Genomic DNA, 15,963 nt, shown 5'->3' on the forward strand with positions numbered 1-15,963 from the left:
ACAAGGGCTACTAAATAGTATCATATTTGTATAGCCCTCGCAATATAAATTACAAATTTTTCGCAAATTTCTGAATTGTTTCCAATGCTCTGGAAGCATGCTTCTCATTACGTTCCTGCTTGCCTTTGATTTTTTCTGGTAGATCAGGGAAAAGCCCGAAGTTGGCATTCATAGGCTGGAAGTTTTTAGCGTTCGTTGTTGTAATATACCTGGCCATGCTCCCCATTGCTGTTTCATGTGGGAATTCGACCGGCTCATCACCTTTTACAAGACGTGCCGCATTAATTCCAGCAATCATTCCGCTTGCAGCTGATTCCACATATCCTTCCACCCCAGTCATTTGTCCGGCAAAGAATAAATCTTCTCTATTCCTGAATTGATATGTTGCTTTTAAGACTTTAGGGGAGTTGATGAAGGTATTACGATGCATGACACCGTATCGTACAATTTCAGCGTTCTCCAAACCAGGAATCAGTTGAAGGACTTCCTTTTGCGGTCCCCATTTCAGATGAGTCTGGAAGCCTACAATATTGTAAAGTGTCCCCGCAGCATCATCCTGCCGAAGCTGCACTACCGCATAAGGGCGTTTTCCAGTTCTAGGATCCTCCAGGCCAACCGGCTTCATCGGACCGAATAGCATCGTTTTCCTTCCTCTTTGGCCCATAACCTCAATTGGCATACAGCCTTCAAAAAAGATTTCTTTTTCAAATTCCTTCAACGGAACTGTTTCAGCAGAGATCAAAGCTTCATAAAAACGATCGAATTCTTCCTCTGTCATCGGACAGTTAAGGTATGCTGCTTCCCCTTTGTCATATCGGGATTTCAGATAGACCTTATCCATGTCGATGCTGTCTTTTTCAATAATAGGAGCGGCAGCGTCATAAAAATATAAATATTCTTCCCCTGTAAGCTCCTTCAGTTGTTGGGATAACGCCTGGCTTGTCAAAGGTCCCGTAGCGATGATGGTTGGCCCCTGTGGAATCTCAGTAATTTCTTCATTAAATACCGTAACATTCGGATGTTCCTTCACTCGGCTCGTAACATGGGCCGCAAACTCATGGCGGTCCACTGCCAAAGCCCCTCCTGCCGGTACAGCACATGCGTCTGCCGCACCAATGATGACAGAGTCAAGCTTTCTCATCTCTTCTTTTAATACACCAACTGCATTTGTTAACGTATTTGCACGCAAGGAGTTGCTGCATACCAGTTCAGCAAATTTATCTGTATGGTGAGCAGGTGTCTGCTTTACCGGTCTCATCTCATATAAGTTCACTTTGATGCCTCTTTCGGCAAGCTGCCATGCAGCTTCACTTCCGGCTAATCCGGCGCCAACGACATTTACTGTAGCTTCAGTCATTTCCATTTCCTCCAGTAGCTATTAAAAATTACGCGTTTGCTTAATCTAATCCAAGTTGCCCAGTCTCTAAGAATTTCGAAAGACAAAAAATAAGCAACTTCCTTTCCAAAAGAATCATTATAACATCTGCCTTGACATAATGCTTCTATTATATACTCAATCTTCCTTACTTTACCCTGATTCAGTACCATTTTGCACTTTCCTTCACGAAAAAGAAAGAAAAAAGTTTCAAAAAAAGAAAAGCGGAAACGCCTTGGTCAGCCCCGACAAGCGCTGGAGGGCTGACCAGTGAAGTCGTTTTTTGACTTCATTGGGCGGACCGAAGCGTCTCGAAGGGCTAGGCGTTGGAGCTGGACAAAGAAAAGCGGAAACGCCTTGGTCAGCCCCGACAAGCGCTGGAGGGCCGACCAGTGAAGTCGTTTTTTGACTTCATTGGGCGGACCGAAGCGTCTCGAAGGGCTAGGCGTTGGAGCTGGACAAAGAAAAGCGGAAACGCCTTAGTCAGCCCCGACAAGCGCTGGAGGGCCGACCAGTGAAGTCGTTTTTGACTTCATTGGGCGGACCGAAGCGTCTCGAGGGGCTAGGCGTTGGAGCTGGACAAAGAAAAGCGGAAACGCCTTGGTCAGCCCCGACAAGCGCTGGAGGGCCGACCAGTGAAGTCGTTTTTTGACTTCATTGGGCGGACCGAACTCGAAAAGCGTAGGCGACTGCCCAACTCCGACAAGCGTTGGAGGGACTGCCAGTGAAGTCGCTCTTTGACTTCATTGGCAGTACCGAAACGTCTCGAGGAGTTAGGAGCCGCAGCTAGACAAGCGGCTCGAGCTGCTCAAAGCTAACGCTTCTCGCAAGATACTCGAGGTAGCAGTCGCAGGGATGAAAACTGGCTAGGCGTTGGAGCTGGACAACGAAAAGCGCAAACGCCTTGGTCTTCCTTACAATAATAAAGAGTGAGCCTAAGGGCTCACTCTAGCTTTGGGGTTCTTCTTTAAAATCACATTCTGTACACTGAACCTGAACGCCCTTTTTCAGCTTCTTTTCAACTAGCATATTTTCGCATTTTGGGCATTTTCGCGCAAGGGGTTTATCCCACGAAAGGAAGTCGCATTCTGGGAAACGGTCACATCCGTAAAAGATCCGGCGTTTCTTGCTCTTCCGCTCAATGATATTGCCTTCTTCACATTTAGGGCATTTAACCCCAATTTCCTTGACGATTGCCTTCGTGTTCCTGCAATCCGGGAAATTGCTGCAGGCCATGAATTTGCCATAGCGGCCCATTTTAAATACCATCGGGGAACCGCACTGATCACAATCTTCTCCCGCGGGTTCATCCTTGATTTCAATTTCCTGCATTTCTTTTTCTGCTACTTCAAGATTCTTTTCAAAATCACGGTAGAATTCGTCGATGACTTTTACCCAATTGATTTTTCCTTCTTCGACATTATCGAGGTTCTGTTCCATTTTAGCAGTGAACTCAAGGTCAAGTATTTCCGGGAAAAATTCCAACATTAATTCATGGATCACTTCGCCAAGTTCTGTAGGCACAAATCGCTTGTTATCTAGAGATACATAGCCTCTCTTCTGGATGGTATCCAGGGTTGGTGCGTATGTTGATGGCCTCCCGATCCCCATTTCCTCAAGCGTCCTGACGAGCCTTGCCTCTGTATATCTTGGAGGTGGCTGTGTGAAGTGCTGCTTCGGTTCGATTTCTTTCTTCGTTACTTCGTCCCCTTGCTTTAGGTCTGGGAGGAATTTATCCTTCTCTTCTTCCTGGTCATCTGAACCTTCTACATAAACCTTCATGAAGCCCGGGAATTTAACCTTGGAGCCTGTCGCACGGAATGTAACTTCGCCGTTCTTTAAATCAACACTCATCGTATCCATTATCGCTGAAGCCATCTGGCTCGCGACAAACCGTTCCCAAATAAGTTTGTAAAGTCTGTATTGATCCCTAGAAAGGAATTCCTTGATTGTCTCAGGTACCTTCAATGTACTTGTTGGCCTGATCGCTTCGTGGGCATCTTGAGCATTGGACTGTTTCTTCTCTTTCCTGGACTCTGTCTGGATGAACTCTTCTCCATACTGACCAGTGATATACTCCTTAGCTTCACCTTGTGCCACTTCAGAAATCCTGGTAGAATCCGTTCTCATATAGGTGATTAAACCGACTGTGCCTTCTTTGCCAAGATCAATACCTTCATAAAGCTGCTGTGCAAGCATCATTGTCTTTTTGGCACGGAAGTTGAGCTTTCGTGCTGCTTCCTGCTGCAATGAAGAAGTAATGAATGGTGGTGCAGGATTACGTTTACGTTCTTTCTTCGTCACCGATTCAACAGTGAATTTATTCCCCTTTAATTGTTTAAGGATGTTCTTGACATCATCTTCTGATTTCAACTCAGTTTTTTGTTTGCCAATTCCGTAAAAAGAAGCTTCAAAAGCACTTTTGCCCTTCAGGAATTCCGCACCGATTGTCCAATATTCTTCTGGGTTAAACGCAGCGATTTCTTTCTCACGATCAATGATCATCCTTAAGGCAACAGATTGTACACGCCCTGCGCTCAGCCCCTTCTTGACCTTCTTCCAAAGGAGCGGGCTGATATTATAACCTACTAGTCTGTCCAATGCACGACGTGCCTGCTGGGCATCTACGAGGTCCATATTGATCGCCCGAGGATGTTTGAAAGATTCCTTTATGGCATCCTTAGTTATCTCATTAAATACAACTCTGCAATCAGAATGTACATCAACGTCAAGACTCTTGACCAAATGCCATGCTATTGCTTCCCCTTCTCTGTCGGGGTCAGCCGCGAGATAGACTTTTTTTGCTTTTTTGGCTGCAGATTTCAATTCCTTCAGAACAGGTCCCTTACCCCGGATTGTAATGTACTTAGGGTTATAGTTATTTTTCGTATCGATTCCCATCTGGCTCTTAGGCAAATCTATCAAATGCCCCATAGAGGCTTTCACTTTATATTTTTTTCCAAGATAACGTTCAATCGTCTTAGCCTTTGCAGGCGATTCGACGATGACTAAAAACTCTGACATCCAATTGTCCTCCTTAGAGGTATAAAATTACATTAATTATTATCAACATATCATAATGTTGTCAAATCGACCATTAAAGTAAACGGTTTCATCTAGATGGTTCTGTTAAACTCCGCTGTTGATTTTCGCGCCAGACTCTTAGCAGCACGAAGGAAATGCTTATAATTTTTGAGGAGTCTACGCACCATCCGCTACAATCAACAGGCTTTAAATAACATTGAGGGTTAACATAGCAAAATATTTTAAAATACCTGATGCAAAATGTATAACAGATTGAAAATTATTTCAACCTTTTTGATGTAAATTTTCCTTCAAACATAAAAATAACTTGCTAAAAAAGGATATTTCCGAAATAGCCCCTACTTTTTTCTTTGCATTTTATCAAATAAAACCAGTCTAAGACCAGTTTTAAAAAATCTCACTTCGAATAAATTATCTTTCTTGCATTTTACACGAACATTCCGCATTACATACCAAGTTCCTCTAAAATATCCTCTGAACTTTTGACCAGTTTGGCTCCTTGCTGGATTAAATAGTGTACACCATCAGAATCCTGGCTCAAAATGCTGCCAGGGACAGCAAATACATCCCTGCCTTCATTCAATGCAAAATCTGCGGTGATCAGTGAACCGCTTTTTTTCCTTGCTTCAATAACAAGGGTACCCTCTGAAAGCCCGCTGATAATCCTGTTTCTCATCGGGAATTGCCATTTCGCTGGCATCGTTGCTGGTGGATACTCTGATAACACCAGTTGTTTTTCCATCATGAATTCTGCCAACTTAATATTTTCCCTAGGATATAGATTATGAAATCCTCCAGCAATGACTCCAATTGTTTTCCCGCCCATCATAATGACCGCTTTATGGGCATGGGCATCGATTCCCCTTGCTAAACCACTGACAATCAGTATCTTTTTCTCTATTAATGAAGGAAATAAATAATCAATCGCTCCAATGCCATATGTTGTGGCATTCCTGGAGCCAACCACAGCAAGGCTTTTTTTATCCTTCAATAAAGATAGATCTCCTTTAGCAAACAGGATCCATGGAGGTTGATAGATACTCTTAAGCCTGACAGGATAGTCGTCATCGAATATGGTGATAAGGTGTATTTTCTGTGAGGCATAGTCAGTGAGTAGTTTATCGATGGATATTAATTGATGGTCTTTTTTGAGTAGTTCTGCTCGAGGAGTAAAAGAGGAATACATTGCGGCATCTTTCTTTCTAATTGATGCATGTTCTTTGAGTATTAAGTAAATTGTTTTCCAACTGGCATGTTTGCTATGGACAAGCCGGATCAGTTTCTTTTTTAATTCATCCATATGTTTTACTTCCCCCTGGGATTAATAAACAGCCCCTCTGTTAAGAGGGACTGTCTGATGGAATGTATTAGTGTGTTTTGCACTTGTCGAACAGGTCTTGCTCCTTCAAAACGCGGATCAGCGTTTCGCCCATAACAGATGGAGTCTCAGCAACCTGGATGCCGCACTCGTTCATTACGCGGATCTTTTCGTCTGCTGTACCTTTTCCGCCAGAAATAATCGCACCAGCATGGCCCATACGCTTCCCTGGAGGTGCAGTTCTTCCTCCGATGAAACCTACAACTGGTTTAGTCATGTTTGCCTTTACCCACTCAGCTGCTTCTTCTTCAGCTGTACCGCCGATTTCACCGATCATGATGACAGCGTAAGTTTCAGGATCTTCATTGAATGCCTTCAGGACATCGATGAAGTTTGTTCCATTAACTGGGTCTCCGCCGATACCCACAGCTGTAGTCTGGCCGAGACCAGCTTGAGTCAACTGGTGTACCGCTTCATATGTCAGCGTTCCAGAACGGGATACGACACCAACATGACCTTTAGTATGGATATATCCAGGCATGATGCCGATCTTGCACTCATCAGGAGTAATAACGCCTGGGCAGTTAGGTCCAACAAGGCGAGTCTTCTTTCCTTCCATGTAGCGCTTAACCTTGACCATATCCAATACCGGGATATGCTCCGTAATACAGATTGCCAAATCAAGATCTGCATCAACAGCTTCGACAATCGCATCTGCAGCAAACGGTGCTGGTACATAGATTACTGTCGCATTTGCGCCTGTTGCATCAACAGCTTCCTGCACTGTATTGAATACAGGAACGCCTTCTACTTCTGTACCGCCCTTGCCTGGAGATGTTCCTCCAACAATTTTTGTACCATATTCAAGCATTTGTTTTGTATGGAAAAGGGCTGTAGAACCCGTAATTCCTTGAACAATGACCTTTGTATCTTTATTAATGAATACGCTCACGTCAAATTCTCTCCTTTCGATCCTACTTAACTAATGAAACGATTTTTTCAGCGCCGTCTGCCATTGATTCAGCAGCAATGATATTCAAGCCAGACTCATTAAGAATCTGTTTTCCAAGATCAACGTTCGTACCTTCAAGGCGAACGACAAGCGGAACTTCAAGTCCAACCTGCTTGGCAGCTTCTACAACACCGGTAGCAATTACATCACACTTCATGATGCCGCCGAAGATATTAACAAAGATTCCTTTTACGTTAGGATCTGAAAGGATGATTTTGAATGCTTCCGTTACTTTCTCAGCAGTAGCACCGCCCCCAACATCCAGGAAGTTTGCAGGGTCGCCGCCATAATGCTTCACGATGTCCATTGTTGCCATCGCAAGACCCGCACCGTTAACCATGCAGCCAATATTTCCATCTAAAGAAATATAGCTCAGATCATACTTCGATGCTTCGATTTCCTTTGGATCCTCTTCTTCAAGGTCGCGGTACTCAACAATATCCTTTTGGCGGTATAGCGCGTTTGAATCAAAGTTCAATTTAGCATCAAGTGCCATAACCTGACCGTCACCCGTTACAACCAGTGGGTTGATTTCAGCGATTGAGCAATCCTTTTCGACATAAGCGTTATATAAGCCCATCATGAACTTTACAGCCTGGTTGACCAGTTCCTTAGGGATGTTGATATTGAATGCGATACGGCGAGCCTGGTATGGCATAAGCCCTACTACAGGATCGATTTCTTCTTTGAAGATTTTTTCAGGAGTCGCTTCAGCCACTTCTTCAATCTCTGTTCCGCCTTCTTCAGAAGCCATAAGGACAACACGTGAAGTAGCACGGTCAAGCACAAGGACCACATAGTACTCCTTCTTGATGTCGCAGCCTTCTTCAATCAACAGGCGTTTTACTTCTTTGCCTTCCGGGCCAGTCTGGTGAGTAACCAGTGTTTTGCCCAGAATCTCAGATGCATATGTACGTACGTCATCAAGGTTTTTTGCCACCTTGACACCGCCAGCTTTACCCCTTCCGCCAGCATGGATTTGAGCTTTAACGACAACTACTGAAGAACCAAGCTCTTTAGCTGCTTCGACAGCTTCGTCGACTGTAAAAGCAACCTTCCCATTCGGTACTTTTACCCCATATTTTCTGAGGATTTCTTTTCCTTGATACTCATGGACATTCATTTCCCATCCTCCTATCCATTAGGAAAAATACTACCTTCAGATTCCTGAAGATACACTTTCCTAAGTAGAAATATAATTCATTTAAATTTTTAAAAAATAGACTGCGCTTTCATTTTATAGAATGAAATATTGATTGTCTACCATTATGATTTAAATATTTCCCCTTTTTAAATATTGTAAAAAAATATCTAAACTGTTACTCACCATGACAAAAAGCCAGGATGACTGCATTTCCTGGCTTTTACCATGAAAAAACCATGCTAAAATAACTATATTCAATCTTGTGGTTTGTGAAAATATTATTTTTGTTTTCCTGCTTGCTTGTCCAAATGATAGATAAAGGAAAAGACTTCGGCTACTGCTTGATATAACTCTTCTGGAATCCGCTCATTTAATTCAAGCTGACTTAACACTTCAACAAGAGATGGGTCTTCCTGGATGGGAATATCATGATCCTTCGCTTTTTCAATGATTTGTTCAGCCAGGAGCCCTCTCCCCTTCGCCATCACCTTAGGAGCGTCCATACTTCCTGCATTATACCCCAAGGCAACAGCTGATTTCCTCGCATGCTTTGGTGGTTTCATATTTTAATATCCACCCCGCTATATTCTTTTTGGCTATAAAAATCCGTCAAACTGCGCTGGTTTTTTCCTGGCTGAGATTGCCCCGGGAGATGGTAGTGAACCGAAGAAAGCTGATAATTAATATCCGCCAATTTCGTTTTCAATACCGGAGTCAGTTGTTCTGCCATTTTTTTCAGAGCTGGATTTTCGTTAAAAATCTGGACACTCAATACCCGATTCTGAACCTGCATATCAACAATCAGATCATTTAAATTTTCGAGTTTCAGGTAAAAGAGCACGCGGCAAAAGTCAGCATCTATTTTTCCATCTTCGGTTTTCTTTCCGCTCCATTGCATTGTCAGCTCATTTGTTTTTCCGGCTATCACGAACGGTATTTGCAAGACAAGCTGCTGGATCGGGCCCGTTTCCTGGGATAGCAGCTGGAATCCGGTCAGTTTGTTCAAAAGCAGCTCTGCCGCTTCTTTGACAGCTGCTGGAGGATTCTCGTTCAATAGGCGCAGCACCAAGGATTTAATTGTTTCTGTCACTTGCGGCCTGCCAGTCTCTCCATCTTTCAAAAACTCACCTAGCTGGTGTTCGTAAGACAGGCCAAGAGCTGAAAGGAATTTTTTTATCCGTATATCAGCTATCAGAGCGGTGCCTGCATCTTCCAGCGGTGCTGGTTGCTCCGCTTTGTCAACAGCGTCTGACAGCAGTCGGGCATGAACATCTGTTAAAACTCCTGTATTTGACTGACCCACAGCTTTGAAGAGGTTCTCACCAGCTTGTTGCCATGTCTCCTTCCCGCCAAGCAGGACGGACAAGGACTCTCCTTCACCCGCCATTGCCAGTAACTGTTTGAATGCCTGCAGTCCTTTCTGCAGCTCCGATTCTTTTCCTGAGGCACGGTAGATTAGCGATTCTAGTGATTCTACAAGCTCATTAACAGAAAAACTAATTTCCGGAATAAAGGTCGTGATCAACTGTCTCGCCGCGGTACTGTCGCCGCTGCCAATGTTTGTTATAACATTTTGGACGACACGCAGCCCTTCAGGCAAATTTTCTCCGCTTGTACTGGTGTGCAGCAGCTTTGTCAGCATCTGCTGCAATAGGATGCTTTCACTTCCTTTTGATGCAATTGCACCGAAATGTTTTAAAAGCTCCAAGGCAGCAAGGCTTTCCTTGCCGTCCTTTTTCAGCCAAATTCCTGCCAGGTGATTCAGAGCAATTTCGGAGCCAGCCGTTTTATTAACAGGCAGCATCTCATTCATAAGCTTTTTTAGGCTTTCACCTGCAGCTGAATTCTCGACAGAATCTAAAGCCTTAATAAGGTTTTCCATCAGCTGAACCAAGGATTGTTCTTTTGTAGTGGTATAGAGCGCCTCAAACGTCGCCTGTGTCAACGGAATGCCCCTGGTCAAGATCATCTTCAGTGCATCCTGTCCGGCGCTGCGCGACTCAACCATACTCAGCCACTCAGATGCCTGCTTTAGAAGTTCACGGTTTACCGGAAGCTGCTCTTTGATAAAAAAACGGACGAGCTCAATATTTTCCTTTGTCGGCTGCATTGAAAATTCATTAAGAATCTTCGCCAAGCCACCCGTCTGGCTCTTTTCCTCAGCACCTGAACCGATCACCTTTAAATGGACCTTTCCCTCACCAGGCTGCACCTGGAACCAATAGCGTTCATTTGCTGATAATGGTGCTTCTAATTGGGCAATCATTTTTTGGTTTCCGATTTGTACTTCAGCTACCTGATCAGGGTACAACTTCAGGATTTTGCCATTGATTATTTGTCCTGGACTGTACTCAGCTGTTTTAATTTGCTGTGTTGTTTTCTGGTTAAATAAATGTTGAAGAGCTCCTGTTTCCACGGTCCACCTGCTTTGCAAGTTTTACTGAATGCAATCTCTTACAGGAGCGAATGTCTTCCTGTGGTGCTTTGTCACACCGTACTCTCTGAGGGCATTCAAGTGTTCAGCGGTTCCATACCCCATATTTGCCCCGAATCCATATTGGGGGTATTCCAAACTAAGTTCTTTCATCAGTCTATCTCTCGTTACTTTAGCAATAATAGAAGCCGCCGCGATTGATATGCTTCTGGAATCCCCTTTTATCAGCGCTTCAAACGGGTAAGGCGTATCCAGCTTGACAGCATCTATCAATAGAAAATCGGGAGTGATTCCCAACTGCGTAACAGCAGTAAGCATCGCTTTTTTGCTGGCCTGGAGAATATTGATTTCATCTATCTCTGCAGCACTGATTATTCCGACTCCGACAGCAAGGGCTTCAGCCGTGATAATCTCAAAATATTCATTCCTTTTTGATTCTGTCAGCTTTTTAGAATCATTGAGTCCAGGAAGATAAAAATTCTCCGGCAGGATGACGGCTCCTGCTACAACCGGCCCAGCCAGCGGTCCCCGGCCGGCCCGGCCTCATCAATCCCGGCAATATTCTGAAAGCCTTCAGACCGGCATTCCCTTTCAAAGCAAGTCATGTTGACAAATTGCTCATGTACTTGTTTTTTCAACTCTTCTTGCCTTTCCCATTTCAAGACAAGTTTTTGCACGCCTTTACGGCTGTCATTTCTTAAGCTATTCAGGAACTCTTTGTTTACTTCCACATTCCCGAAAAGCTGCTGTTCAATTTCACCAATTGTAAATTTCTCCATAAAAAGTCTCCTAGGATTACTTCTTTATTATGTATCGGCATTTTAAACCAAAAATAAAGGCCCTGGACTCAGGACCTTTATTTTTGAGTGTCATGTTCTATTTCTTCTACAGATGTCAAGTCCTTAGGTCGTTCAAAGGATAGCGGACCTAGTTTTTCTGTCCGTATCTCCCTGATCACAAGCTCTGCGACTTTATCATAATCAACGTATCCACCAGGCATTCTGCAGCCTCGGAAATCGCCAATCTGATCAAATAGCTCTACAATTTCCTCTGGGAGTTCGGAAAGCTTGTATCTCTCCTGCAGGCGTTCTGGATAATGCTTTTCGAGGAACCTCAAAGCATATACGGCCAGATCCTGAAGATTGAGAATCGTATCTTTGATTGCCCCGGTAACTGCAAGCTTTGTACCTACTTGCTGGTCCTCAAACTTTGACCAAAGGATTCCCGGAGTATCTAGCAATTCCAGTTCTTTGCCGACCTTGATCCATTGCTGTGATTTTGTGACGCCGGGCCGGTTCCCGGTCTGTGCAATATTTTTGCCGGCAAGCCTGTTGATTAGTGTTGATTTCCCGGCGTTTGGAATTCCGACAATCATCGCTCGGATGACCCTTGGTTTGACCCCTTTTGACTTCAAGCGGTCGAACTTGTCTTTCAGGAGAACCTTCGACTCCTGGACTATTTGCTTTAAGCCTGTACCGTCCTGAGAGTTGATAGCCAGAGCAGTGATTCCTTTGTCACGGTAGTATCGCAGCCATTTTTCTGTTACAGCTTTATCGGCCATATCCGCTTTATTCAGTAAAACGATTCTTGGTTTGTGCTGAATGATTTCATCTATCATTGGATTTCTGGACGAATAAGGAATCCGTGCATCCACCAATTCAAAAATAACATCCACAAGCTTTAATTTTTCCGTGACCTCTCTGCGAGCCTTAGCCATATGGCCTGGAAACCATTGGATCGTCAAAGCAGCCACCTCCTATCTGATTAGCAATCTCCCGTATACCTCCCGGGATCTTGTCTTGTCCTAGTCTATTGTACGAATATCTTCAATAGGCCAATAGATGATACTGGTCTTTCCCAGCACCTCTTCAAAAGGTACAGTGCCAATGTGGCGGCTATCCTTGCTGAAACGGCGGTTATCACCCATGACGAAAAGATGACCTTCAGGTACAGTCTCCCTGCCGATTTTCTCTTCCAGTGTGAAAGGATCTGTCAGCGGCCCATCGATCACCTGTTTTTTATATTCTTCCAAGTATGGTTCTTCGTATGCTTTCCCATTCACATATAATGTGTCATTCTTATATTCCACTTTATCACCGGGAAGGCTGATTACTCTTTTTATGTAATCTTTATTTTCGGGTGCATGAAAGACGATAATATCAAATCTTTCTGGCTCCCCAACTTTATAGCTAAGCTTATTCACGATCATGCGGTCCTGGTCATGGAGTGTAGGCATCATCGATAAACCATCCACCACAATTGGTGCAAATAAAAAATATCGAATAAATGCTGCCAGCACGACCGCAATCAGAAGTGCCTTCGTCCATTCCCATAGTTCATTCTTCTTTTTCTCGGCCATTCTCTTCCCACCATTCCAAAATATATGTTGTTTGAGTACATAACTTTATTTTACATAAGTCAGACAAGATAAACACGATGGGTAATGATTTTTAAAATAAATTTAATAATCCTCATTTCAATAAAAGATAACATTATTAGCATTTCGAGAGGAAAAGAATAAAATTTTTGTACTTAGATTAGTGTCCAGCTCCAGCGCCTAGCCCCTCGAGTCGCTTCAGCCAATGAAGTCAAAGAACGACTTCACTGTCAGGCCCTCCTGCGCTTGTCGGGGCTGACCAAGGCGCTTGCGCTTTTCTTATTTCCCTATTCAATGAAAAAGGAGCTTGGCTAGGCAAGCTCCTTTTTGACATTCATTCTTATCGAATTTCTTTAATACGCGCTTTCTTACCACGTAGGTTACGTAGGTAGTAAAGTTTCGCACGGCGTACTTTACCGCGACGGATAACTTCAAGCTTCGCGATTTTTGGTGTGTGAACAGGGAAAGCACGCTCAACGCCTACTCCGTAAGAAATCTTACGAACTGTAAAAGTTTCGCTGATTCCACCACCACGACGCTTAATCACTACACCTTCAAACAACTGGATACGTTCGCGAGTTCCTTCAACAACCTTAACGTGTACACGTACTGTGTCACCAGGACGGAAAGACGGAAGATCAGTGCGAAGTTGTGCTTTTGTGATTTCTTCGATTAATTGTTGCATCGTATTCAACTCCTCCCACGAATGCTCTTGCACACTTTCATTGCAGCGGAACATTGTTATAAGCGGCATTCAGCACGGTTGCTTTTAGCCACAAGAAGTATCTTAACATAAACAAAGCCTGACTGCAATATTATTCATTAAGTTTTATCAGTTCATCCAGCCATTTTTTCTGCTGCTCTGTCAGCTCTGCATCTTCGAGAAGATCTGACCTCCGCTGCACAGTCCTTTTAAGGCTTTCTTTCATTCGCCACTCCTCGATCAGTTTATGATTCCCCGAGACCAAAACATCAGGGACCTTTAATCCGCGGAAATCAGCCGGCCTTGTATAGTGAGGATGCTCGAGGAGGCCAGTGCTGAAGGAATCCTGGATATGTGACTCTTCGCTGCCCAGCACTCCAGGAAGCAGGCGCACGACACTGTCAATGACGACCATCGCACCAAGCTCTCCACCAGTCAGTACATAATCTCCAATTGAAATCTCATCGGTGATGACATGTTCACGGATCCGTTCATCATATCCCTCATAATGACCGCAGATAAAAATCAAATGCTCTTCCTTGGCCAGCTCTTCCGCTTTCTTCTGTGTATAACGTTCTCCCTGAGGACACATAAGAATCACTCTTGGGGAAGTACTCTTTGCATTCTCCTTTAAATCAGACACGGCATCGAAAATCGGCTGAGGCTTTAACACCATGCCCGCACCGCCGCCATATGGATAATCATCCACCGTCTGGTGTTTGTTATCGGCAAAGTCCCGGAAGTTGACGACATTGTACCCGACTGCGCCTTTTTCAGCAGCCTTTTTCAGGATTGAATGGCCCAATACACCCTCAAACATCTCGGGAAAAATAGACAGGACATGGATATTCATCATGAAAGAAGCCCTTCCATCGGCTCAATTACAATAAGCTTTTCCTTGACGTCTACTTTCTTTACTATGTCCTCAATATAAGGAATCAAAAGTTCCTTTCCAGCTGGTCCTTTGACAACCCAGACATCGTTGGCGCCTGGAGTGAGAATTTCAATTACCTTTCCGAGTTCTTCACCTTCAGTTGTTACCATGTTGCAACCGATAATATCCTGGAAATAGAACTCGCCTTCCTCAAGCTCACCTCGCTGCGTTTCTGGAACCTTGAGGATGCCGCCCTTCATTCTTTCTACCTCATTGACATTTTCGAAACGTTCAAAGGTCAGCAGGTTAAAATTCTTGTGAGTCCTATGGCTTTTCACAATCAATTCCTCAGGTTCCTTTGAACCAGGCATGAATAAGAGTAAAGAATTCCCTATCTTGTAGCGTTCCTCAGGAAAGTCAGTTCTTGATATGACCCTAACTTCCCCGCGTATCCCATGTGTATTTACAATTTTCCCGACATTAAAATACTTTTCCATTGCTCAATCACCTCTCGCGAATTTCGGCAACGATGCCATCTTTCACAATAATAGTCTTTCCAGAAAGAAACTCATCCCATTGGTCACCTACACTGATATCGACGACACCTTGCAACTCTGTTTCTTTAATTTCACTCCCTAGCGGAAGAATATGTAGTTGTTCTATTTGGAAATCCAGGAGCTTGATTTTTTCTTTATGGACTTTGATTTCTTGTTCAAAATGCTTCTTCAATGTTTCGGGCGGAAACTTCCTGGATTTTTCAAGCTTCTTCAATTCAAATCTCAGTTGATCGCATTCCTTCTGCAGCTGAAGCTTTCTGGAGTGATATTTTTGGTGGATTTTCTCCTTGCTTTCTTCTGTCAGTACCTGTTTGACAATGATTGTTTGCAGTACCTTCAAAGCATTTCCCCCTTAAAGCCAACCTTATTAAAGAAATATTTTCCAGACCTTTTGCAAGGAATGTTCCTGTTCACCTTTTCATATCAATACTAATCATTATTCCAAGTATCTATTATACCTTAATTTCTACAAATAGAAAAAAGGAGGGTTACCCCTCCCTTTTCAAACAATCATATTGTATTATCGCTTGATTGTTATTCGACGATTTCCAAGAAAATCTTCTTTTGCTGTGATGAGCCTGCTGCATAGACTACTGTTCGAATCGCCTTTGCAACGCGTCCCTGCTTACCAATTACTTTGCCCATATCACTTTTGTTGACGGCAAGCTTATAGGTAACGCGCTGATCCTCTTCATGTTCATTTACATGGACATCTTCAGGGAAATCAACAAGTGGTTTCACGATCGTCTCAATTAACTCTTTCATGGGCGTGTCCACAATTACTTGCTAAGCTTTGAGTTGTGGAATTTTTCCATGATACCTTGCTTAGAGAACAAGTTGCGCACTGTATCAGATGGTTTAGCACCGTCATTCAACCACTTAAGAACCAACTCTTCATTAAGTTCAACCTTTGCTGGTTGAGCAACTGGGTTGTAAGTTCCTACAGACTCGATGAAACGACCGTCACGTGGTGAACGGGAATCAGCTACTACAATACGATAGAAAGGAGACTTTTTTGCTCCCATACGCTTTAAACGAATTTTTACTGCCATTTTAAATAAGCACCTCCGAATAGTTTCACACAAGATAGAATAATACCAAATTGAAAACAGCTTGTAAAGTGT

Annotated in this window: 18 protein-coding genes and 1 pseudogene; 3 read left to right on the top strand and 16 right to left on the bottom strand. The window is 43.6% G+C overall.

Features of this window, described 5'->3' with window-relative positions:
* Positions 1-49 precede the first annotated feature (49 nt).
* Positions 50-1,357, bottom strand: coding sequence for an FADH(2)-oxidizing methylenetetrahydrofolate--tRNA-(uracil(54)-C(5))-methyltransferase TrmFO (gene trmFO / locus LC048_RS12945; RefSeq protein WP_226600598.1), 1,308 nt, complete (start codon positions 1,355-1,357; stop codon positions 50-52).
* A gap of 288 nt (positions 1,358-1,645) precedes the next feature.
* Between trmFO and LC048_RS12950 the strand changes: the two genes are divergently transcribed.
* Genes LC048_RS12950 through LC048_RS12960 form a run of 3 tightly spaced genes read left to right on the top strand, consistent with a single transcriptional unit; the run spans position 1,646 to position 2,027 of the window.
* The gene (locus tag LC048_RS12950) at positions 1,646-1,771 is read left to right on the top strand and encodes a hypothetical protein (RefSeq protein ID WP_264188164.1); all 126 of its coding nucleotides are present in this window, start codon (positions 1,646-1,648) and stop codon (positions 1,769-1,771) included.
* Positions 1,768-1,893 (top strand): hypothetical protein, encoded by a 126-nt coding sequence (locus tag LC048_RS12955; RefSeq protein ID WP_264188164.1) that lies wholly within the window; start codon positions 1,768-1,770, stop codon positions 1,891-1,893. The genes LC048_RS12950 and LC048_RS12955 overlap by 4 nt, the downstream gene beginning before the upstream one ends.
* Positions 1,890-2,027, top strand: a complete 138-nt coding sequence (locus LC048_RS12960; protein ID WP_306047920.1) for a hypothetical protein — start codon at positions 1,890-1,892, stop codon at positions 2,025-2,027. Before LC048_RS12955 ends, LC048_RS12960 begins: the two co-directional genes overlap by 4 nt.
* Positions 2,028-2,323: 296 nt before the next feature.
* On the opposite strand, the gene topA is transcribed toward LC048_RS12960, so the two are convergent.
* From topA to rpsP, 15 genes and pseudogenes are all read right to left on the bottom strand, one after another.
* The gene (gene topA / locus LC048_RS12965; protein ID WP_306047921.1) at positions 2,324-4,399 is read right to left on the bottom strand and encodes a type I DNA topoisomerase; all 2,076 of its coding nucleotides are present in this window, start codon (positions 4,397-4,399) and stop codon (positions 2,324-2,326) included.
* Between the two features lie 466 nt (positions 4,400-4,865).
* Positions 4,866-5,720: a DNA-processing protein DprA gene (dprA, locus tag LC048_RS12970; RefSeq protein ID WP_306047922.1), complete on the bottom strand. Its 855-nt coding sequence runs from the start codon at positions 5,718-5,720 to the stop codon at positions 4,866-4,868.
* 67 nt (positions 5,721-5,787) lie between these two features.
* Positions 5,788-6,690 (bottom strand): succinate--CoA ligase subunit alpha, encoded by a 903-nt coding sequence (gene sucD / locus LC048_RS12975; protein ID WP_226600595.1) that lies wholly within the window; start codon positions 6,688-6,690, stop codon positions 5,788-5,790.
* Positions 6,691-6,712: 22 nt separating this feature from the next.
* Positions 6,713-7,873 carry an ADP-forming succinate--CoA ligase subunit beta gene (gene sucC / locus LC048_RS12980; protein ID WP_306047923.1) on the bottom strand — a complete coding sequence of 387 codons (1,161 nt, stop codon included), beginning with the start codon at positions 7,871-7,873 and terminating at the stop codon, positions 6,713-6,715.
* Between the two features lie 299 nt (positions 7,874-8,172).
* The gene (locus LC048_RS12985; RefSeq protein ID WP_226600593.1) at positions 8,173-8,457 is read right to left on the bottom strand and encodes an EscU/YscU/HrcU family type III secretion system export apparatus switch protein; all 285 of its coding nucleotides are present in this window, start codon (positions 8,455-8,457) and stop codon (positions 8,173-8,175) included.
* Positions 8,454-10,310, bottom strand: coding sequence for a hypothetical protein (locus tag LC048_RS12990; protein ID WP_306047924.1), 1,857 nt, complete (start codon positions 10,308-10,310; stop codon positions 8,454-8,456). The genes LC048_RS12985 and LC048_RS12990 overlap by 4 nt, the downstream gene beginning before the upstream one ends.
* Before the next feature lie 21 nt (positions 10,311-10,331).
* Positions 10,332-11,107, bottom strand: a pseudogene (locus tag LC048_RS12995) (ribonuclease HII).
* 77 nt (positions 11,108-11,184) lie between these two features.
* Entirely contained in the window at positions 11,185-12,072 is an 888-nt protein-coding gene (ylqF, locus tag LC048_RS13000) for a ribosome biogenesis GTPase YlqF (protein WP_306047925.1), read from the bottom strand.
* Positions 12,073-12,132: 60 nt separating this feature from the next.
* Positions 12,133-12,687: a signal peptidase I gene (gene lepB / locus LC048_RS13005; protein ID WP_306047926.1), complete on the bottom strand. Its 555-nt coding sequence runs from the start codon at positions 12,685-12,687 to the stop codon at positions 12,133-12,135.
* 358 nt (positions 12,688-13,045) lie between these two features.
* Positions 13,046-13,390, bottom strand: a complete 345-nt coding sequence (rplS, locus tag LC048_RS13010; protein WP_102262175.1) for a 50S ribosomal protein L19 — start codon at positions 13,388-13,390, stop codon at positions 13,046-13,048.
* Between the two features lie 130 nt (positions 13,391-13,520).
* Complete coding sequence (trmD, locus tag LC048_RS13015) at positions 13,521-14,261, bottom strand: tRNA (guanosine(37)-N1)-methyltransferase TrmD (RefSeq protein ID WP_306050501.1); 741 nt, start codon at positions 14,259-14,261, stop codon at positions 13,521-13,523.
* Complete coding sequence (gene rimM / locus LC048_RS13020; protein WP_226600588.1) at positions 14,261-14,779, bottom strand: ribosome maturation factor RimM; 519 nt, start codon at positions 14,777-14,779, stop codon at positions 14,261-14,263. Before rimM ends, trmD begins: the two co-directional genes overlap by 1 nt.
* A 7-nt stretch (positions 14,780-14,786) precedes the next feature.
* A complete protein-coding gene (locus tag LC048_RS13025) occupies positions 14,787-15,179 on the bottom strand; it encodes a YlqD family protein (RefSeq protein WP_226600587.1) in 393 nt (130 codons plus the stop codon).
* A gap of 194 nt (positions 15,180-15,373) precedes the next feature.
* Positions 15,374-15,604, bottom strand: coding sequence for a KH domain-containing protein (locus LC048_RS13030; protein ID WP_226600586.1), 231 nt, complete (start codon positions 15,602-15,604; stop codon positions 15,374-15,376).
* 14 nt (positions 15,605-15,618) lie between these two features.
* Positions 15,619-15,891, bottom strand: coding sequence for a 30S ribosomal protein S16 (gene rpsP / locus LC048_RS13035; protein WP_167831772.1), 273 nt, complete (start codon positions 15,889-15,891; stop codon positions 15,619-15,621).
* Between the last annotated feature and the right edge of the window lie 72 nt (positions 15,892-15,963).

This window comes from Mesobacillus subterraneus (assembly GCF_020524355.2).
In the GTDB taxonomy this organism is placed as follows: Bacteria; Bacillota; Bacilli; order Bacillales; family Cytobacillaceae; genus Mesobacillus; species Mesobacillus subterraneus_C.

Coding starts and splice junctions, on each gene's coding strand:
- trmFO (WP_226600598.1), bottom strand. CDS start 1,357: ATGACTGAAGCTACAGTAAATGTCGTTGGCGCCGGATTAGCCGGAAGT.
- topA (WP_306047921.1), bottom strand. CDS start 4,399: ATGTCAGAGTTTTTAGTCATCGTCGAATCGCCTGCAAAGGCTAAGACG.
- dprA (WP_306047922.1), bottom strand. CDS start 5,720: ATGGATGAATTAAAAAAGAAACTGATCCGGCTTGTCCATAGCAAACAT.
- sucC (WP_306047923.1), bottom strand. CDS start 7,873: ATGAATGTCCATGAGTATCAAGGAAAAGAAATCCTCAGAAAATATGGG.
- LC048_RS12985 (WP_226600593.1), bottom strand. CDS start 8,457: ATGAAACCACCAAAGCATGCGAGGAAATCAGCTGTTGCCTTGGGGTAT.
- lepB (WP_306047926.1), bottom strand. CDS start 12,687: ATGGCCGAGAAAAAGAAGAATGAACTATGGGAATGGACGAAGGCACTT.
- rplS (WP_102262175.1), bottom strand. CDS start 13,390: ATGCAACAATTAATCGAAGAAATCACAAAAGCACAACTTCGCACTGAT.
- trmD (WP_306050501.1), bottom strand. CDS start 14,261: ATGAATATCCATGTCCTGTCTATTTTTCCCGAGATGTTTGAGGGTGTA.
- rimM (WP_226600588.1), bottom strand. CDS start 14,779: ATGGAAAAGTATTTTAATGTCGGGAAAATTGTAAATACACATGGGATA.
- LC048_RS13030 (WP_226600586.1), bottom strand. CDS start 15,604: ATGAAAGAGTTAATTGAGACGATCGTGAAACCACTTGTTGATTTCCCT.
- rpsP (WP_167831772.1), bottom strand. CDS start 15,891: ATGGCAGTAAAAATTCGTTTAAAGCGTATGGGAGCAAAAAAGTCTCCT.